Below are 19,958 nucleotides of genomic sequence, written 5' to 3'. Positions count from 1 at the left end.
ATGAAAAAAATTCGTCAATTTACAGAAGCCGATGTCACTGCCGAATCGGCTTTTTTTATGCAACGTCGGCAGATTCTGAAAACATTAGGCATCAGCGCAGCTGCACTTTCTCTGCCAACCACTACACATGCCGACCTGCTTAACTGGTTTAAGGGCAACGATCGCCCGCCCGCACCTGCCGGGAAGCCGCTGGAGTTTAGTAAACCTGCCGCCTGGCAAAATAATCTGCCGCTCACGCCGGAAGATAAAGTTTCCGGCTATAACAACTACTATGAGTTCGGGCTGGATAAAGCGGACCCAGCGGCAAATGCCGGCAGCCTGAAAACCGATCCGTGGACGTTGAAAATCAGTGGTGAAGTCGCCAAACCATTAACGCTCGACCACGACGCCTTAACCCATCGTTTCCCGCTGGAAGAGCGGATTTACCGTATGCGCTGCGTGGAAGCATGGTCGATGGTCGTACCGTGGATTGGTTTCCCGCTGCACAAATTACTGGCACTGGCGGAACCAACCAGTAACGCAAAATACGTCGCCTTCGAAACCATTTATGCGCCGGAACAGATGCCAGGCCAGCAGGACCGGTTTATTGGCGGCGGCCTGAAATATCCTTATATAGAAGGATTACGTCTCGACGAAGCGATGCATCCACTCACGCTGATGACCGTCGGTGTCTATGGCAAGGCGCTACCACCACAAAATGGCGCACCTGTGCGGCTGATTGTGCCGTGGAAATATGGCTTTAAAGGGATTAAATCGATTGTCAGCATTAAGCTGACCCGCGAACGTCCGCCAACCACCTGGAATCTGGCTGCGCCCAATGAATATGGCTTTTACGCCAACGTCAATCCGCATGTTGATCATCCCCGTTGGTCGCAGGCCACCGAACGTTTTATTGGTTCAGGCGGCATTCTGGATGTACAACGCCAGCCTACGTTGCTGTTTAACGGATATGCCGATCAAGTAGCGTCGCTTTATCGTGGCCTGGATTTACGGGAGAATTTTTAAGTGCGACTGACAGCAAAACAAGTGACATGGCTGAAAGTTTGCCTGCATCTTGCCGGATTTTTACCGTTTGTCTGGCTGGTATGGGCAATCAATCATGGCGGATTAAGCGCCGATCCGGTGAAAGATATTCAGCATTTTACTGGTCGGACTGCGCTGAAATTCTTGCTGGCGACCTTATTAATTACGCCACTAGCGCGCTATGCTAAACAGCCCTTATTGATACGCACCCGCCGCCTGCTAGGTTTATGGTGTTTCGCCTGGGCAACGCTGCACTTAACCAGTTATGCCTTACTGGAACTGGGCGTGAATAACCTGACGTTATTCGGTCAGGAATTAATCACCAGACCTTATTTAACGCTCGGCATTGTCAGTTGGCTGATTTTACTGGCTTTAGCATTCACTTCCACGCAGGCGATGCAGCGAAACTTAGGTAAACGCTGGCAACAGTTGCATAACTTCGTCTATCTGGTCGCGATCCTGGCTCCCATACATTATCTGTGGTCAGTGAAGATTATCTCACCACAGCCGGTTATCTACGCCGGGCTGGCTTTACTGCTTTTAGCCTTACGTTTTAAGAAGTTCCGTCAATGGTGGCGCTAATTTCATGAACTGTGCGGCTTGTTGCAAAATGCACGGCGTTGAAAGTTATTTACATGTTAGCTGTTGATTATCTTCCCTGATAAGACCAGTATTTAGCTGCCAATTGCTACGAAATCGTTATAATGTGCGACTTCGTTCTCCCTAACGCGGTTTTTAAGCTGCGGAAAAGGTGACAATGGCGCAACGAAGGTATATTTTGTTTTTTGCCGGAGGATAGCAGCAGATCGCTGCACAATGTCCGTCAAGTCTCACATTGACGCTCTGGGGCAAAATAGACCGGCGTCCCGGTCAGCTGGAATTTATCGCTATGCATACAGCTGTCGGGGCATACGCTTTACAGACGGCGGTGAAACGCCTGTCACAATCACACTAAACAAAGAGTACGGAACCCACTCATGGATATTCGTAAGATTAAAAAACTGATCGAGCTGGTTGAAGAATCAGGCATCTCTGAACTGGAAATTTCTGAAGGCGAAGAGTCAGTACGCATCAGCCGTGCAGCACCTGCCGCTAGTTTCCCGATGATGCAACAAGCTTACGCTGCACCGATGATGCAGCAGCCAGCTCAATCTAACGCAGCCGCTCCGGCGACCGTTCCTTCCATGGAAGCGCCAGCAGCAGCGGAAATCAGTGGTCACATCGTACGTTCCCCAATGGTTGGTACTTTCTATCGCACCCCAAGCCCGGACGCGAAAGCGTTCATCGAAGTGGGTCAGAAAGTGAACGTGGGCGATACCCTGTGCATCGTTGAAGCCATGAAAATGATGAACCAGATCGAAGCAGACAAATCCGGTACTGTGAAAGCAATTCTGGTCGAAAGTGGACAACCGGTAGAATTTGACGAGCCGCTGGTCGTCATCGAGTAACGAGGCGAACATGCTGGATAAAATTGTTATTGCCAACCGTGGCGAGATTGCATTGCGTATTCTTCGTGCCTGTAAAGAACTGGGCATTAAGACTGTCGCTGTGCACTCCAGCGCGGATCGCGATTTAAAACACGTATTACTGGCAGATGAAACGGTCTGTATTGGCCCGGCTCCGTCAGTAAAAAGTTATCTGAACATCCCGGCTATCATCAGCGCCGCTGAAATCACCGGCGCAGTAGCAATCCATCCGGGTTACGGCTTCCTTTCCGAAAACGCTAATTTTGCCGAGCAGGTTGAACGCTCTGGCTTTATCTTCATCGGCCCGAAAGCAGACACTATTCGCCTGATGGGCGACAAAGTGTCTGCAATTGCAGCGATGAAAAAAGCTGGCGTTCCTTGCGTTCCGGGTTCTGACGGCCCGCTGGGCGACGATATGGATAAAAACCGCGCCATTGCAAAACGCATTGGTTATCCGGTGATTATCAAAGCCTCCGGCGGCGGCGGCGGTCGCGGTATGCGCGTTGTGCGCAGCGACGCTGAACTGGCGCAGTCTATCTCCATGACCCGTGCGGAAGCGAAAGCTGCTTTTAGCAATGATATGGTTTATATGGAGAAGTACCTGGAAAATCCTCGCCACGTCGAGATCCAGGTACTGGCGGACGGTCAGGGCAACGCAATCTATCTGGCAGAACGTGACTGCTCCATGCAGCGTCGTCACCAGAAAGTCGTCGAAGAAGCGCCAGCACCGGGCATTACCCCGGAACTGCGTCGTTACATCGGCGAACGTTGCGCTAAAGCGTGTGTTGATATCGGCTATCGCGGTGCAGGTACTTTCGAGTTCCTGTTCGAAAACGGCGAGTTCTATTTCATCGAAATGAACACCCGTATTCAGGTAGAACACCCGGTTACTGAAATGATCACCGGCGTTGACCTGATCAAAGAACAGCTGCGTATCGCGGCAGGTCAACCGCTGTCGATCAAGCAAGAAGAAGTTCACGTTCGCGGCCATGCGGTGGAATGCCGTATCAACGCCGAAGATCCGAACACCTTCCTGCCAAGCCCGGGCAAAATCACCCGTTTCCACGCACCTGGCGGTTTTGGCGTGCGTTGGGAGTCTCATATCTACGCTGGCTACACCGTGCCGCCGTACTATGACTCAATGATCGGCAAACTGATTTGCTACGGTGAAAACCGTGACGTGGCGATTGCACGCATGAAGAATGCGCTGCAGGAGCTGATCATCGACGGTATCAAAACCAACGTTGATCTGCAGATCCGCATCATGAACGACGAGAACTTCCAGCATGGTGGCACTAACATCCACTATCTGGAGAAAAAACTCGGTCTTCAGGAAAAATAAAACTGCAAAAACGTCAAAAGGCCGGATTTTCCGGCCTGTTTTATTTCTGGGGATCGACAAGCCCCATAAGGTACAATCCCCGCTTTCTTCACCCATCAGGGACAAAAAATGGACACTCGTTTTGTTCAGGCCCATAAAGAGGCGCGCTGGGCGCTGGGGCTGACCCTTTTGTATCTGGCTGTATGGTTAGTAGCCGCTTACTTACCTGGCGTTGCCCCCGGTTTTACCGGCTTTCCACGCTGGTTTGAGATGGCCTGCATCCTGACGCCGCTGCTGTTTATTGGACTGTGCTGGGCGATGGTGAAATTTATCTATCGCGATATCCCGCTGGAGGATGACGATGCAGCTTGAAGTAATTCTACCGCTGGTCGCCTATCTGGTGGTGGTGTTCGGGATCTCTGTCTACGCGATGCGTAAACGGAGCGCGGGCACGTTCCTTAATGAGTATTTCCTCGGCAGCCGTTCTATGGGCGGTATTGTGCTGGCGATGACGCTCACCGCAACCTATATCAGCGCCAGTTCGTTTATCGGCGGGCCAGGTGCTGCTTATAAATACGGGCTGGGCTGGGTGTTGCTGGCGATGATCCAGTTGCCTGCAGTATGGCTTTCACTCGGTATTCTTGGCAAAAAGTTCGCGATTCTCGCGCGCCGTTACAATGCAGTAACGCTGAACGATATGCTGTTTGCCCGCTACCAGAGCCGTCTTCTGGTATGGCTGGCAAGTTTGAGTTTGCTGGTTGCGTTCGTTGGTGCGATGACCGTGCAGTTTATCGGCGGTGCGCGTCTGCTGGAAACCGCTGCAGGTATTCCTTATGAAACCGGCTTGCTGATTTTCGGTATCAGCATTGCGTTGTATACCGCCTTTGGCGGCTTCCGCGCCAGCGTGCTGAACGACACTATGCAAGGGCTGGTGATGCTGATTGGCACCATTGTGCTGCTGGTCGGCGTGGTCCATGCTGCTGGCGGCTTAAGCAACGCAGTAGAGACGCTGCAAACCATCGATCCGCAGCTGGTTACGCCGCAAGGTGCTGACGATATTTTGTCGCCAGCCTTTATGACGTCGTTCTGGGTGCTGGTGTGTTTTGGCGTGATTGGTCTGCCGCATACCGCTGTGCGCTGCATCTCTTATAAAGACAGTAAAGCAGTACATCGTGGGATCATCATCGGTACGGTTGTGGTGGCGATCCTGATGTTTGGTATGCACCTTGCCGGAGCGTTAGGTCGGGCAGTGATCCCCGATCTCACCGTACCGGATCTGGTGATCCCAACGTTGATGGTAAAAGTGCTGCCGCCATTTGCTGCCGGGATCTTCCTTGCTGCACCAATGGCTGCGATCATGTCGACAATCAACGCTCAATTGCTGCAAAGTTCCGCTACGATCATTAAAGATCTCTATCTGAATATTCGTCCGGATCAAATGCAAAATGAGACGCGTCTGAAGCGGATGTCGGCAGTAATTACGTTAGTTCTCGGCGCGTTGCTGCTGCTTGCCGCCTGGAAGCCGCCAGAAATGATCATCTGGCTGAATTTGCTGGCCTTCGGAGGGCTGGAAGCCGTTTTCCTGTGGCCGCTGGTGCTGGGTCTTTACTGGGAACGCGCCAACGCCAAAGGCGCGCTAAGTGCCATGATCGTCGGCGGCGTGCTGTATGCCGTACTTGCGACGCTGAATATTCAGTACCTGGGCTTCCACCCTATCGTGCCCTCGTTACTGCTAAGTTTGCTGGCTTTCCTGGTCGGAAACCGTTTCGGTACATCCGTCCCGCAAGCTACCGTTTTGACTACTGATAAATAAAGAGTTTTGCCATGCCTTGGATCCAACTGAAACTGAACACCACCGGCGCGAACGCAGAAGATCTTAGCGATGCGCTGATGGAAGCGGGTGCCGTTTCTATCACTTTTCAGGACACCCACGATACACCGGTGTTTGAGCCGCTGCCTGGCGAAACTCGCCTGTGGGGCGATACCGATGTGATAGGTCTGTTCGACGCTGAAGCTGACATGCATGAAGTTGTGGCGATTCTGGAAAACCATCCGCTGCTCGGCGCGGGCTTCGCGCATAAAATCGAACAACTGGAAGATAAAGACTGGGAGCGCGAATGGATGGATAATTTCCACCCAATGCGCTTTGGTGAACGTCTGTGGATCTGCCCAAGCTGGCGTGATGTGCCGGACGAAAACGCCGTCAACGTGATGTTAGACCCTGGCCTGGCGTTTGGTACAGGGACTCATCCAACTACCTCTCTGTGCCTGCAATGGCTCGACAGCCTCGATTTAACCGGTAAAACGGTCATCGACTTTGGTTGTGGCTCCGGCATTCTGGCTATCGCGGCGCTGAAACTTGGTGCAGCAAAAGCTATTGGTATTGATATCGACCCGCAGGCTATTCAGGCAAGCCGTGACAACGCTGAACGCAATGGCGTTTCCGAGCGTCTGGAACTCTATCTCCCGAAAGATCAGCCAGAAGAAATGAAAGCCGACGTGGTGGTCGCTAATATCCTCGCAGGCCCATTACGTGAACTGGCACCGTTAATCAGCGTCCTGCCGGTTTCAGGCGGTTTGCTGGGCCTTTCCGGTATTCTGGCAAGCCAGGCGGAGAGCGTTTGCGAAGCTTATGTCGACAGCTTCGCTCTGGACCCGGTTGTGGAAAAAGAAGAGTGGTGTCGCATTACTGGTCGTAAGAATTAACCTTCGCATCACCACATGGTGATGCAGGGCGAAGTGCGAGCAAGGTCACAAAAGGCACGTAAATTTGCTGATTATTTACGCAATTTTGCGTGCCAAAATTTTCATTCATAAAGAAAAATTGAGAACTTACTCAAATTTCTTTGAGTGTAAATTTTAGTCACTATTTTCTAATATGATGATTTTTATGATTAATTATCGCGCTACGCTCATTTTAAATGCAATTCTTTGATCCATCTCAGAGGATTGGTCAAAGTTTGGCCTTTCATCTCGTGCAAAAAATGCGTAATATACGCCGCCTTGCAGTCACAGTATGGTCATTTCTTAACTCATGCGCATCGGACAATATCAGCTCAGAAATCGCCTGATCGCAGCGCCCATGGCTGGCATTACAGACAGACCTTTTCGGACGTTGTGCTACGAGATGGGAGCCGGATTGACAGTATCCGAGATGATGTCTTCTAACCCTCAGGTTTGGGAAAGCGACAAATCTCGTTTACGGATGGTGCACATTGATGAACCCGGTATTCGCACCGTGCAAATTGCTGGTAGCGATCCGAAAGAAATGGCAGATGCAGCACGTATTAACGTGGAAAGCGGTGCCCAGATTATTGATATCAATATGGGTTGCCCGGCTAAAAAAGTGAATCGCAAGCTCGCAGGTTCAGCCCTCTTGCAGTACCCGGATGTCGTTAAATCGATCCTTACCGAGGTCGTCAATGCAGTGGACGTTCCTGTTACCCTGAAGATTCGCACCGGCTGGGCGCCGGAACACCGTAACTGTGAAGAGATTGCCCAACTGGCTGAAGACTGTGGCATTCAGGCTCTGACCATTCATGGCCGTACACGCGCCTGTTTGTTCAATGGAGAAGCTGAGTACGACAGTATTCGGGCAGTTAAGCAGAAAGTTTCCATTCCGGTTATCGCGAATGGCGACATTACTGACCCGCTTAAAGCCAGAGCTGTGCTCGACTATACAGGGGCGGATGCTCTGATGATAGGCCGTGCAGCTCAGGGAAGACCCTGGATCTTTCGGGAAATCCAGCATTATCTGGACACTGGGGAGTTGCTGCCCCCGCTGCCTTTGGCAGAGGTTAAGCGCTTGCTTTGCGCGCACGTTCGGGAACTGCATGACTTTTATGGTCCGGCAAAAGGATACCGAATTGCACGTAAACACGTTTCCTGGTATCTCCAGGAACACGCTCCAAATGACCAGTTTCGGCGCACATTCAACGCCATTGAGGATGCCAGCGAACAGCTGGAGGCGTTGGAGGCATACTTCGAAAATTTTGCGTAAACAGAAATAAAGAGCTGACAGAACTATGTTCGAACAACGCGTAAATTCTGACGTACTGACCGTTTCTACCGTTAACTCTCAGGATCAGGTAACCCAAAAACCCCTGCGTGACTCGGTTAAACAGGCACTGAAGAACTATTTTGCTCAACTGAATGGTCAGGATGTGAATGACCTCTATGAGCTGGTACTGGCTGAAGTAGAACAGCCCCTGTTGGACATGGTGATGCAATACACCCGTGGTAACCAGACCCGTGCTGCGCTGATGATGGGCATCAACCGTGGTACGCTGCGTAAAAAATTGAAAAAGTACGGCATGAACTAATTCAGGTTAGCTAAATGCTTGATTAAAAAGGCGCTACTCGGCATGGGGAAGCGCCTTTTTTATAGGTGTCACAAAGGGAGTGACCATGAGAACAGGATGTGAACCGACCCGGTTTGGTAATGAAGCTAAGACCATTATTCACGGTGATGCACTTGCCGAGCTTAAAAAACTACCCACCGAAAGCGTCGATCTGATCTTTGCCGACCCACCTTATAACATCGGTAAAAATTTTGATGGTCTGATCGAAGCCTGGAAAGAAGAGTTGTTTATCGACTGGCTGTTTGAAGTGATTGCAGAGTGCCACCGCGTTCTGAAAAAGCAGGGCAGCATGTACATCATGAACAGCACGGAAAACATGCCCTTTATCGATATCCAGTGCCGCAAGTTCTTTACCATCAAAAGTCGCATCGTCTGGTCATATGACAGTTCTGGGGTGCAGGCAAAGAAACACTACGGCTCCATGTACGAACCCATCCTGATGATGGTGAAAGATGCAAAGAACTACACGTTCAACGGTGATGCTATTCTGGTAGAAGCTAAAACCGGATCGCAGCGCGCGTTGATCGATTATCGTAAAAATCCTCCACAGCCTTACAATCATCAAAAAGTACCGGGTAATGTCTGGGATTTTCCGCGCGTGCGTTATTTGATGGATGAATATGAAAACCATCCGACGCAAAAACCGGAAGCATTACTGAAGCGCATTATTCTCGCCTCTTCCAACCCTGGAGATGTCGTTCTTGACCCGTTTGCCGGTAGCTTTACTACCGGTGCCGTAGCCGTCGCCAGCGGGCGAAAATTCATTGGTATTGAGATTAACATCGAGTACATCAAGATGGGACTTCGACGGCTGGATGTCGTGTCACATTACTCCGTGGAAGATCTGGCGAAAGTGAAAAAAAGAAAGACCTGCAACCTGTCAAAACGAAGCCGGTTAAGCGAAGTTGACCCCGATCCCATTGCAAAGTAAAGGAAGTGTAAGCCTGGTTTTCAGATTATTCATTTCGTGTATATTTCCTGCCAGACCAGGTTAAACATGCACAGGTTCAGGTAATGATTCGCAAGTATTGGTGGCTCGTCGTTTTCGCTATCTCCGTTTTTCTGTTTGATACTTTACTGATGCAATGGATTGAACTGCTGGCAACAGAAACAGACAAATGCCGCAATATGAACTCGGTTAATCCACTTAAACTGGTTAACTGTGATGAGCTGAATTTTCAGGACAGAATGTAAATTTACATGACACTTAATTCATTTGTTTGATGAATTAATTTCGTTATGTTTTCATCTGGCATGAACATTCTTAATACGTTATCGACTAATGCGGGTGCTTGTTTATAAAGATCGTAACCCGCCATATTCATTAACCAGTTTTGAACAATACCGCTGAAGGCGCCATCAATAATAATCATCACGACATCTAAATCGAGGTTATTTGCCACACAACCTTGTTGCTGACATGATTGCAATACTTCGTGGAGAGTCTGCGGATTAAAGCCCATCTTCTCGCGTATTACTGCCTCTGCCAGCATCTCATCATTAAATTCACATTTGTGATATAAGATTTGCAGTAATGCCTGTTGGCGGGGAGTTTCGGCAATATATTGCAAGCCAACAATCAGTTTTTCACGCAATTGCTGGTACGGGTTATGGTCTGACCCTGCCGCCAGACGCTCCTGGATTAACTCCCGCAATGGTGGCTGTTGCAGCCACATTTCATTAAACAACTGGGTCTTGTTTTCGAAGTGCCAGTAGATAGCGCCACGCGTGACGTTAGCGGCGTCGGCGATGTCATTGAGCGTCGTTTTGCTTACGCCATGTAGTGCAAACTGGGCGATGGCGGTTTCAATCAGTTCTTGCCGGGTCTTCAGGGCTTCGGCTTTAGTTCTTTTGGCCATAGTTAATTATTCAGAAAATAAATATATTAGACACAGGGTGAGAAAATAGCGCAGGTTAATCTATCACCTGATGTGTATTTATACGAGAGGCTAATATTGAGTTGCCATAAATCGTCAAATAAATCATATGTATTGTTTATCTAAAATTCATTCACTCAATCAATATATATTTCCATTTGCGTGAATTTAATTCCACCTCATTCAATTCGCATCAAAACAAAACATCAGAATATTAATCTTTTTTTGTGTTTATGTGCCTTGAGACGCCAGTATTCATAACTATTCCTTACATCGACGAATGATAATTTGTAGGATAGCGAACTGTATTTTTTCTTTCTGCGAGTTAACGCGTTGCCTTTTTGGGTAAATAACGCGCTTTTGGTTTTTTTGAGGAATAGTAATGACGAAACATGCCAGGTTTTTCCTCCTGCCCTCCTTTATTCTGATCTCCGCTGCTTTAATCGCGGGTTGTAACGATAAGGGAGAAGAGAAAGCTCACGTCGGTGAACCGCAGGTTACCGTTCATGTTGTGAAAACGGCCCCGTTAGAAGTAAAAACTGAATTACCAGGGCGCACCAATGCTTTTCGTATTGCCGAAGTTCGCCCACAGGTTAGTGGGATCGTACTGAATCGTAATTTCACTGAAGGCAGCGATGTGCAGGCAGGCCAGTCCCTGTACCAGATCGATCCAGCGACCTATCAGGCAAGTTATGACAGCGCGAAAGGCGAACTGGCGAAAAGTGAAGCCGCCGCCTCCATCGCGCATTTGACGGTAAAACGTTACGTTCCGCTCGTGGGTACGAAATACATCAGTCAGCAGGAGTACGACCAGGCCATTGCTGATGCTCGCCAGGCCGATGCCGCCGTAATTGCCGCAAAAGCCACGGTCGAAAGCGCCCGCATCAATCTCGCTTATACCAAAGTGACTGCGCCCATTAGCGGACGTATCGGCAAATCTACTGTGACCGAAGGTGCTCTTGTCACTAACGGGCAAACAACTGAACTGGCGACTGTCCAGCAACTTGATCCTATCTACGTCGACGTTACTCAATCCAGCAACGATTTCATGAGGCTGAAGCAGTCCGTAGAGCAAGGGAATTTGCATAAGGAAAACGCTACCAGCAACGTAGAACTGGTCATGGAAAACGGTCAAACCTATCCCCTGAAAGGCACGCTGCAATTCTCCGATGTGACCGTTGATGAAAGCACCGGCTCCATAACCCTACGCGCGGTCTTCCCTAACCCGCAACATACGCTTTTGCCGGGTATGTTTGTGCGCGCACGGATTGATGAAGGCGTACAACCTGATGCCATTCTTATCCCGCAACAAGGCGTTAGCCGCACACCACGTGGTGACGCAACCGTGCTGATTGTGAACGATAAAAGCCAGGTTGAAGCGCGCCCTGTCGTTGCCAGCCAGGCGATTGGCGATAAATGGTTGATTAGCGAAGGGCTGAAATCTGGCGATCAAGTCATTGTCAGCGGCCTGCAAAAAGCGCGTCCGGGAGAACAGGTTAAAGCCACTACCGATACCCCCGCAGATACTGCATCGAAGTAAGGCAATCTGACATGGCAAACTTTTTTATTCGACGACCGATATTTGCATGGGTGCTGGCCATTATTCTGATGATGGCGGGCGTACTGGCGATCTTACAATTGCCCGTCGCCCAGTACCCAACCATTGCGCCGCCTGCGGTTTCTGTTTCGGCAAACTATCCGGGCGCTGATGCGCAGACCGTGCAGGATACGGTGACGCAGGTTATCGAACAGAATATGAATGGTATCGATAACCTGATGTATATGTCCTCCACCAGCGATTCCGCCGGTAGCGTGACAATTACCCTCACCTTCCAGTCCGGAACCGATCCAGATATCGCGCAAGTGCAGGTGCAGAACAAACTCCAGCTCGCCACGCCGTTGCTGCCGCAGGAAGTTCAACAGCAGGGGATCAGCGTTGAAAAGTCCAGTAGCAGCTATTTAATGGTGGCGGGTTTCGTCTCTGATAACCCAGGCACCACACAGGACGATATCTCGGACTATGTGGCCTCTAACGTTAAAGATACGCTTAGCCGCCTGAATGGCGTTGGTGACGTGCAACTCTTTGGCGCACAGTATGCGATGCGTATCTGGCTGGACGCCGATCTGCTGAACAAATATAAGCTGACACCGGTTGATGTAATTAACCAGTTGAAAGTGCAAAACGATCAGATTGCTGCCGGACAGTTGGGCGGAACGCCAGCGTTACCAGGGCAACAGTTGAACGCCTCGATTATTGCTCAGACGCGATTAAAAAATCCGGAAGAGTTCGGCAAAGTTACCCTGCGTGTGAACAGCGATGGTTCGGTTGTGCGCCTGAAAGATGTCGCACGGGTTGAACTAGGCGGTGAAAACTATAACGTTATCGCTCGCATCAACGGTAAACCGGCGGCGGGTCTGGGTATTAAGCTGGCAACCGGTGCGAACGCTCTCGATACCGCGAAAGCCATTAAGGAAAAACTAGCGGAATTACAGCCATTCTTCCCGCAGGGAATGAAAGTTCTCTACCCTTATGACACCACGCCATTCGTCCAGCTTTCTATTCACGAAGTGGTAAAAACGCTGTTCGAAGCCATTATGCTGGTGTTCCTGGTGATGTATCTGTTCTTGCAGAATATGCGAGCAACGCTGATCCCCACCATTGCGGTGCCCGTGGTGTTGTTAGGGACGTTTGCCATCCTCGCCGCTTTTGGTTACTCCATCAACACACTAACGATGTTCGGGATGGTGCTTGCCATTGGGCTGCTCGTCGATGATGCGATAGTGGTGGTGGAGAACGTCGAGCGCGTGATGATGGAGGATAAGCTCCCGCCAAAAGAAGCGACGGAAAAATCGATGTCGCAAATTCAGGGCGCACTGGTGGGTATCGCGATGGTGCTGTCAGCGGTATTTATTCCGATGGCATTCTTCGGCGGTTCCACAGGGGCAATTTATCGCCAGTTCTCTATCACCATCGTTTCAGCAATGGCGCTTTCCGTACTGGTGGCATTGATCCTTACTCCTGCGTTATGTGCAACGCTGCTCAAACCCGTCTCTGCTGAGCATCACGAAAATAAGGGTGGTTTCTTCGGCTGGTTTAATACCACTTTCGATCATAGCGTTAATCACTACACCAACAGCGTCGGCAAAATCCTCGGTTCCACAGGACGATATTTACTGATCTATGCGTTGATAGTTGCCGGAATGGTGGTGTTGTTTTTACGTCTCCCCTCTTCGTTCTTGCCGGAAGAAGACCAGGGTGTCTTTCTGACTATGATTCAGCTACCCGCTGGCGCGACGCAAGAGCGGACGCAAAAAGTGTTGGATCAGGTGACGGATTACTATCTGCACAATGAAAAAGCAAACGTTGAAAGTGTCTTTACGGTTAACGGGTTTAGCTTCAGCGGCCAGGCGCAAAACGCCGGGATGGCCTTCGTCAGCCTGAAACCGTGGGAAGAGCGTAGTGGCGACGAAAACAGCGCGGAAGCGGTTATCCATCGCGCCAAAATGGAATTGGGTAAGATCCGCGACGGTTTTGTCATTCCGTTTAATATGCCTGCTATTGTTGAACTGGGCACGGCAACGGGTTTCGACTTTGAGTTAATTGATCAGGCAGGGCTGGGTCACGATGCCCTAACCCAGGCCCGCAACCAGCTGCTTGGCATGGCGGCGCAACATCCTGGCAGCTTAGTCAGTGTGCGCCCTAATGGCCTGGAAGATACCGCGCAATTCAAACTTGAAGTTGACCAGGAAAAGGCGCAAGCATTAGGCGTATCGCTTTCTGACATCAATCAGACCATTTCTACGGCGTTGGGCGGGACTTACGTTAACGACTTCATCGATCGTGGTCGCGTGAAAAAAGTTTATGTTCAGGCGGATGCCAAATTCCGTATGCTGCCAGAAGATGTCGATAAACTTTATGTTCGCAGCGCCAACGGCGAAATGGTGCCATTCTCTTCCTTTACCACTTCACATTGGGTGTATGGTTCTCCGCGACTGGAACGCTACAACGGTCTGCCGTCAATGGAAATTCAGGGGGAAGCCGCGCCAGGAACCAGTTCCGGCGATGCCATGGCGTTGATGGAAAACCTTGCGTCAAAATTACCGGCAGGCATTGGTTATGACTGGACAGGTATGTCGTACCAGGAACGCTTATCGGGTAACCAGGCTCCTGCTTTGGTGGCAATCTCCTTCGTAGTGGTTTTCCTGTGCCTTGCTGCGCTCTATGAAAGCTGGTCAATACCTGTCTCGGTTATGTTGGTCGTGCCGTTAGGGATTGTTGGCGTGCTGCTGGCCGCGACAATCTTTAATCAAAAAAATGACGTTTACTTTATGGTGGGCTTGTTAACGACAATTGGCTTGTCAGCCAAAAACGCCATATTGATTGTTGAGTTCGCTAAAGATCTGATGGAGAAAGAGGGGAAAGGTGTTGTCGAAGCGACGCTGATGGCAGTACGTATGCGTCTGCGTCCTATCCTGATGACCTCTCTCGCCTTTATTCTCGGCGTATTGCCGCTGGCTATCAGTAACGGTGCCGGCAGTGGCGCGCAGAACGCAGTGGGTATCGGTGTAATGGGCGGAATGGTCTCTGCAACATTGCTGGCGATTTTCTTCGTACCGGTGTTCTTTGTCGTGATCCGCCGTTGCTTTAAAGGATAAATCAGAAACATAAAGGCGCTTTCGGGCGCCTTTATTAATTCCACTGAACACCATAAAAATTAATAAGATAATCTTCCACTCACTCTTTAATAACTTTCTATAGCCCATGCTCCCTTCACTATTTTTACAATTCACATAATTTGTCATTATTCATTCCGCAAGATTTATAACCTCCAGTGATAAAATGGCATTCAGCTCGCTAATAAGAGAGTTAACTTATTAAGCGATAGCGTTATTACTGAGGTAACACCATGAAAAGATTAATTCCTGTGGCATTGCTCACCGCATTGCTGGCGGGCTGTGCTCACGATTCCCCCTGCGTTCCAGTTTATGACGATCAGGGACGCCTGGTTCACACCAATACCTGTATGAAAGGTACAACACAGGATAACTGGGAAACTGCCGGAGCTATTGCTGGCGGGGCGGCGGCTGTCGCTGGCCTTACGATGGGGATCATTGCTCTGTCAAAATAACTGAACAGAGCGCGGACTTCCGCGCTCTGTTTAACGATACAGAATCTTTCTATACGTTAAACACCGCTATATTTCGCTGGCTAATCCCCTTTTAATTAAGCATTTTATCTCGCAGCATTACCTCAATATCGAAATAACGCATTAATTTATTTTTTAATCACATCCTCCCCACCGATACTCACGCCAATAATCATTATTCTGCTTAGCAAAATACGAGTAAATCTTTTGCGCCAAAATGTGGCGCATGTTTCATTTTCGCACCATTGCGGGGCGCTGTTTTTATTATTTCCTGTCTACACTCAGCTTATTGCGACGCGAAATCGTGCGCAAAAGCTGGCACTACTTTTGCTTATAAGAGGATGGCCACAGACAGGTAAAAGGCGTTTCCCAAACGTCCTATAACGATAATTTTCGCCTCACAGGAAGCATTATGAAAAAGATGATGATAGCCACACTGGCTGCCGCCAGCGTGCTGCTTGCCGTTGCAAATCAGGCACATGCTGGCGCGACGCTCGATGCTGTAAAGAAAAAAGGTTTTGTGCAATGCGGGATCAGTGACGGATTGCCTGGATTCTCTTATGCCGATGCAGATGGCAAGTTTTCTGGTATTGATGTTGATGTTTGTCGTGGCGTCGCCGCCGCTGTATTTGGCGATGACACAAAAGTGAAATACACCCCGCTCACCGCAAAAGAGCGTTTCACTGCATTGCAATCTGGCGAAGTGGATTTACTCTCTCGTAATACAACCTGGACTTCATCTCGTGACGCAGGCATGGGAATGGCATTTACTGGTGTCACTTATTACGATGGCATTGGTTTCCTGACGCACGATAAAGCGGGGCTAAAAAGCGCGAAAGAGCTGGACGGCGCAACGGTCTGTATTCAGGCAGGAACAGACACCGAACTCAACGTTGCCGATTACTTCAAGGCAAACAATATGAAGTACACGCCCGTGACCTTCGATCGCTCTGACGAATCCGCGAAGGCTCTGGAATCTGGTCGCTGCGATACGCTGGCCTCGGATCAATCACAACTGTATGCATTGCGAATCAAATTAAGCAACCCAGCCGAGTGGATCGTGCTGCCAGAAGTTATCTCTAAAGAACCGCTTGGTCCGGTAGTCCGCCGTGGCGATGACGAATGGTTCTCTATTGTGCGCTGGACGCTTTTTGCCATGCTGAATGCTGAAGAGATGGGCATCAATTCCCAGAACGTCGATGAGAAAGCGGCGAATCCGGCAACGCCTGATATGGCGCATCTACTGGGTAAAGAGGGCGATTACGGCAAAGATCTGAAGCTGGATAACCAATGGGCATACAACATCATCAAAAAGGTGGGTAACTACTCGGAAATTTTTGAGCGCAACGTCGGCTCCGAAAGCCCACTGAAAATTAAACGTGGTCAAAATAATCTCTGGAATAACGGTGGCATCCAGTACGCACCGCCCGTGCGTTAAGTCGGTGTGAGGTAATGAGCGTCGCTACAGCGGCGCTCTCTTTAGCGTTATGGTTTCCGAGGTTCCTATGTCCCATCGCCGCACAACCGTTAAAGGTTCACTTTCATTTGCCAATCCTACGGTTCGCGCCTGGCTTTTCCAGATCCTTGCCGTTGTCGCCGTCGTCGGCATTGTAGGCTGGCTCTTCCATAACACCGTAACGAATCTAAGCAATCGCGGCATTACATCGGGGTTTGCCTTTCTGGATCGCGGAGCTGGCTTCGGTATCGTCCAGCATTTGATCGATTACCAGCAGGGCGATACTTACGGACGCGTTTTTATTGTCGGCTTACTCAATACGCTACTGGTTTCAGCATTGTGTATTGTATTCGCTTCTGTTCTGGGCTTCTTTATCGGTCTGGCGAGACTTTCGGATAACTGGCTGCTACGAAAGCTTTCCACAATTTATATTGAGATCTTCCGTAATATTCCGCCATTGCTGCAAATCTTCTTCTGGTACTTTGCCGTGTTGCGCAATTTGCCCGGACCACGCCAGGCGGTGAGCGCGTTAGATCTGATCTTTTTGAGCAATCGTGGACTTTACATTCCTTCACCGCAACTGGGAGATGGATTTCTCGCGTTCATAGTGGCTGTTGTTATTGCTATAGCCATTTCTGTTGGGTTATTCCGTTTCAATAAAACGCACCAGATAAAGACCGGTCAACTGCGTCGTACATGGCCTGTCACCGTTGGGTTGATCATTGGTTTGCCTTTACTGGCACACTGGCTTTTTGGTGCAGCAGTGCACTGGAATATTCCGGCGCTACAAGGGTTTAACTTCCGTGGCGGTATGGTTCTCATACCCGAACTGGCAGCCTTAACGTTGGCGCTTTCCGTTTATACCTCTGCATTTATCGCCGAGATTATCCGCGCCGGGATCCAGGCGGTGCCTTATGGTCAACATGAAGCTGCCCGCTCGCTGGGGTTACCCAACCCGGTTACGTTACGCCAGGTCATTATTCCCCAGGCGCTGCGAGTGATTATTCCGCCGTTAACCAGCCAGTATCTCAATATCGTCAAAAACTCCTCTCTTGCCGCCGCTATTGGCTACCCGGATATGGTTTCGCTGTTTGCTGGCACCGTACTGAACCAGACGGGGCAAGCTATCGAGACTATAGCCATGACCATGTCGGTCTATCTGATTATCAGTCTGACTATCTCGCTGCTGATGAATATCTATAACCGCCGTATCGCGATCGTTGAACGCTAAGGAGTCATGATGACAAAAGTATTGCTGTCTCATCCCCCGCGCCCGGCGAGCCATAACTCAAGCCGCGCTATGGTGTGGGTGCGCAAAAACCTGTTCTCCAGCTGGGGCAATAGCCTGCTGACTATTGGCTGCTTGTGGTTGATGTGGGAATTGATTCCGCCGTTGCTGAACTGGGCATTTTTGCAGGCTAACTGGGTTGGCTCAACGCGTGCCGACTGCACAAAAGCCGGTGCCTGTTGGGTTTTCATCCACGAACGATTTGGTCAGTTTATGTATGGGCTTTACCCACACGACCAACGCTGGCGAATTAATCTGGCATTACTGATTGGCCTGGTTTCGATTGCGCCGATGTTCTGGAAAATACTCCCTCATCGCGGGCGCTATATTGCAGTATGGGCGGTTATCTACCCACTCATCGTCTGGTGGCTAATGTATGGCGGTTTTCTCGGTCTGGCGCGGGTTGAAACCCGGCAATGGGGCGGGCTGACGCTGACTTTGATTATTGCATCAGTTGGGATCGCGGGGGCGCTACCGTGGGGGATCTTGCTGGCATTAGGTCGCCGCTCCCATATGCCGATTGTGCGTATCTTATCGGTCATTTTTATCGAGTTCTGGCGTGGCGTGCCGCTGATCACCGTGTTGTTTATGTCTTCGGTCATGCTGCCGTTGTTTATGGCAGAAGGCACCAGTATCGACAAACTGATCCGCGCGCTGGTTGGCGTGATCCTGTTTCAGTCAGCCTATGTTGCAGAAGTCGTGCGAGGCGGATTACAGGCGCTGCCAAAGGGGCAATATGAAGCGGCGGAATCGCTGGCGTTGGGTTACTGGAAAACCCAGGGACTGGTTATTCTGCCACAGGCGTTGAAGCTGGTAATTCCTGGGCTGGTCAATACCATCATCGCACTCTTCAAAGATACCAGCCTGGTGATCATTATCGGGTTGTTCGATCTTTTCAGTAGCGTCCAGCAAGCCACCGTCGATCCCGCCTGGTTGGGCATGTCGACCGAAGGGTATGTTTTCGCCGCACTGATCTACTGGATCTTCTGTTTCAGCATGTCGCGCTATAGCCAGCATCTGGAAAAACGTTTTAACACCGGGCGTACACCGCATTGAGGACACTATGAGCCAAAGTTTACTGCAACCTGCTAACGCGATGATTACGCTGGAAAACGTCAATAAATGGTTTGGACAATTCCATGTTTTGAAAAATATAAATTTAACCGTGCAACTGGGCGAACGGATCGTTCTGTGTGGCCCTTCAGGTTCCGGTAAATCGACAACCATTCGTTGTATTAATCATCTGGAAGAACATCAACAGGGACGGATCGTGGTGGATGGCATCGAACTTAACGAAGATATCCGCAATATTGAGCGTGTCAGACAGGAAGTGGGAATGGTCTTTCAGCATTTTAATCTTTTCCCACATCTGACCGTTTTACAGAACTGTACCCTGGCACCGATTTGGGTACGCAAGATGCCAAAGAAAGAGGCTGAAGCTCTGGCGATGCATTACCTTGAGCGGGTGAGAATTGCAGAACATGCACAGAAGTTTCCCGGACAGATCTCCGGTGGTCAGCAGCAACGCGTTGCTATAGCACGTTCACTTTGTATGAAGCCTAAGATTATGCTGTTTGATGAACCTACATCGGCGCTCGATCCGGAGATGGTGAAAGAAGTGCTGGATACGATGATTGGGCTGGCGCAATCGGGTATGACGATGTTGTGCGTAACGCATGAGATGGGATTTGCGCGAACCGTCGCTGACCGGGTGATTTTTATGGATCGCGGAGAGATAGTGGAACAAGCTGCACCAGATGAGTTTTTTGCGCATCCTAAATCAGAGCGTACCAGGGCATTTTTATCGCAGGTAATCCATTAAGTTGCGTTTCCTGGACTGTAAAGGTGAATCCAACTTTTTTCGCACAATGCAAAAAGGCCATCCTTTCGGATGGCCTTTCGCTTGATTTGATGTCTGGCAGTTCCCTACTCTCGCATGGGGAGACCCCACACTACCATCGGCGCTACGGCGTTTCACTTCTGAGTTCGGCATGGGGTCAGGTGGGACCACCGCGCTAC

Annotated in this window: 19 protein-coding genes and 1 rRNA gene; 18 read left to right on the top strand and 2 right to left on the bottom strand. The window is 49.9% G+C overall.

Going from position 1 to position 19,958, the window contains the following annotated elements; translation table 11 throughout:
- The 11 genes from msrP to WC5_RS12675 all read left to right on the top strand — a co-directional run bounded on the left by msrP (window position 1) and on the right by WC5_RS12675 (window position 9,365).
- Complete coding sequence (msrP, locus tag WC5_RS12625) at window positions 1-1,005, top strand: protein-methionine-sulfoxide reductase catalytic subunit MsrP (RefSeq protein WP_000723880.1); 1,005 nt, start codon at window positions 1-3, stop codon at window positions 1,003-1,005.
- Window positions 1,006-1,605 (top strand): protein-methionine-sulfoxide reductase heme-binding subunit MsrQ, encoded by a 600-nt coding sequence (gene msrQ / locus WC5_RS12630; RefSeq protein WP_001240071.1) that lies wholly within the window; start codon window positions 1,006-1,008, stop codon window positions 1,603-1,605.
- Window positions 1,606-2,000: 395 nt separating this feature from the next.
- A complete protein-coding gene (gene accB / locus WC5_RS12635; protein WP_000354618.1) occupies window positions 2,001-2,471 on the top strand; it encodes an acetyl-CoA carboxylase biotin carboxyl carrier protein in 471 nt (156 codons plus the stop codon).
- A gap of 10 nt (window positions 2,472-2,481) precedes the next feature.
- Entirely contained in the window at window positions 2,482-3,831 is a 1,350-nt protein-coding gene (gene accC, locus WC5_RS12640) for an acetyl-CoA carboxylase biotin carboxylase subunit (RefSeq protein WP_000884623.1), read from the top strand.
- A gap of 108 nt (window positions 3,832-3,939) precedes the next feature.
- Window positions 3,940-4,182 (top strand): YhdT family protein, encoded by a 243-nt coding sequence (locus WC5_RS12645; protein ID WP_000381170.1) that lies wholly within the window; start codon window positions 3,940-3,942, stop codon window positions 4,180-4,182.
- The gene (gene panF, locus WC5_RS12650; RefSeq protein WP_001175701.1) at window positions 4,172-5,623 is read left to right on the top strand and encodes a sodium/pantothenate symporter; all 1,452 of its coding nucleotides are present in this window, start codon (window positions 4,172-4,174) and stop codon (window positions 5,621-5,623) included. The genes WC5_RS12645 and panF overlap by 11 nt, the downstream gene beginning before the upstream one ends.
- A gap of 11 nt (window positions 5,624-5,634) precedes the next feature.
- Window positions 5,635-6,516, top strand: coding sequence for a 50S ribosomal protein L11 methyltransferase (prmA, locus tag WC5_RS12655; RefSeq protein ID WP_001145811.1), 882 nt, complete (start codon window positions 5,635-5,637; stop codon window positions 6,514-6,516).
- A 328-nt stretch (window positions 6,517-6,844) separates the two neighbouring features.
- A complete protein-coding gene (gene dusB, locus WC5_RS12660) occupies window positions 6,845-7,810 on the top strand; it encodes a tRNA dihydrouridine synthase DusB (protein WP_001219652.1) in 966 nt (321 codons plus the stop codon).
- Between the two features lie 25 nt (window positions 7,811-7,835).
- Window positions 7,836-8,132, top strand: a complete 297-nt coding sequence (fis, locus tag WC5_RS12665) for a DNA-binding transcriptional regulator Fis (protein ID WP_000462905.1) — start codon at window positions 7,836-7,838, stop codon at window positions 8,130-8,132.
- 85 nt (window positions 8,133-8,217) lie between these two features.
- A complete protein-coding gene (gene yhdJ / locus WC5_RS12670) occupies window positions 8,218-9,102 on the top strand; it encodes an adenine-specific DNA-methyltransferase (RefSeq protein ID WP_001258931.1) in 885 nt (294 codons plus the stop codon).
- Window positions 9,103-9,185: 83 nt separating this feature from the next.
- Window positions 9,186-9,365, top strand: a complete 180-nt coding sequence (locus tag WC5_RS12675) for a DUF2556 family protein (RefSeq protein WP_000620011.1) — start codon at window positions 9,186-9,188, stop codon at window positions 9,363-9,365.
- Window positions 9,366-9,367: 2 nt separating this feature from the next.
- Here WC5_RS12675 and acrS read toward each other — a convergent pair whose 3' ends face one another.
- Window positions 9,368-10,030, bottom strand: coding sequence for a multidrug efflux transporter transcriptional repressor AcrS (gene acrS, locus WC5_RS12680; protein ID WP_001129493.1), 663 nt, complete (start codon window positions 10,028-10,030; stop codon window positions 9,368-9,370).
- A gap of 400 nt (window positions 10,031-10,430) precedes the next feature.
- Between acrS and acrE the strand changes: the two genes are divergently transcribed.
- From acrE to WC5_RS12715, 7 genes are all read left to right on the top strand, one after another.
- A complete protein-coding gene (gene acrE / locus WC5_RS12685; protein ID WP_000160371.1) occupies window positions 10,431-11,588 on the top strand; it encodes a multidrug efflux RND transporter periplasmic adaptor subunit AcrE in 1,158 nt (385 codons plus the stop codon).
- Window positions 11,589-11,599: 11 nt separating this feature from the next.
- Window positions 11,600-14,704, top strand: coding sequence for a multidrug efflux RND transporter permease subunit AcrF (acrF, locus tag WC5_RS12690; protein WP_001273311.1), 3,105 nt, complete (start codon window positions 11,600-11,602; stop codon window positions 14,702-14,704).
- 251 nt (window positions 14,705-14,955) lie between these two features.
- The gene (locus tag WC5_RS12695) at window positions 14,956-15,177 is read left to right on the top strand and encodes a putative periplasmic lipoprotein (protein ID WP_000825639.1); all 222 of its coding nucleotides are present in this window, start codon (window positions 14,956-14,958) and stop codon (window positions 15,175-15,177) included.
- Between the two features lie 430 nt (window positions 15,178-15,607).
- Window positions 15,608-16,633 carry an amino acid ABC transporter substrate-binding protein gene (locus WC5_RS12700; protein WP_000738561.1) on the top strand — a complete coding sequence of 342 codons (1,026 nt, stop codon included), beginning with the start codon at window positions 15,608-15,610 and terminating at the stop codon, window positions 16,631-16,633.
- Window positions 16,634-16,700: 67 nt separating this feature from the next.
- Complete coding sequence (locus WC5_RS12705) at window positions 16,701-17,882, top strand: amino acid ABC transporter permease (protein WP_010349802.1); 1,182 nt, start codon at window positions 16,701-16,703, stop codon at window positions 17,880-17,882.
- A 9-nt stretch (window positions 17,883-17,891) separates the two neighbouring features.
- Window positions 17,892-18,995 carry an amino acid ABC transporter permease gene (locus tag WC5_RS12710; RefSeq protein WP_010349805.1) on the top strand — a complete coding sequence of 368 codons (1,104 nt, stop codon included), beginning with the start codon at window positions 17,892-17,894 and terminating at the stop codon, window positions 18,993-18,995.
- Window positions 18,996-19,002: 7 nt separating this feature from the next.
- The gene (locus WC5_RS12715; protein ID WP_000083513.1) at window positions 19,003-19,761 is read left to right on the top strand and encodes an amino acid ABC transporter ATP-binding protein; all 759 of its coding nucleotides are present in this window, start codon (window positions 19,003-19,005) and stop codon (window positions 19,759-19,761) included.
- A gap of 101 nt (window positions 19,762-19,862) precedes the next feature.
- On the opposite strand, the gene rrf is transcribed toward WC5_RS12715, so the two are convergent.
- Window positions 19,863-19,957 (bottom strand): 5S ribosomal RNA (gene rrf / locus WC5_RS12720).
- Window position 19,958 lies beyond the last annotated feature (1 nt).

The sequence above is a fragment of the Escherichia sp. KTE114 genome, from assembly GCF_000407765.1.
Taxonomy (GTDB): Bacteria; Pseudomonadota; Gammaproteobacteria; order Enterobacterales; family Enterobacteriaceae; genus Escherichia; species Escherichia ruysiae.
Note: the sequence above shows the minus strand (reverse complement) of the source record. Positions and strands in the feature narration are given on the sequence as shown.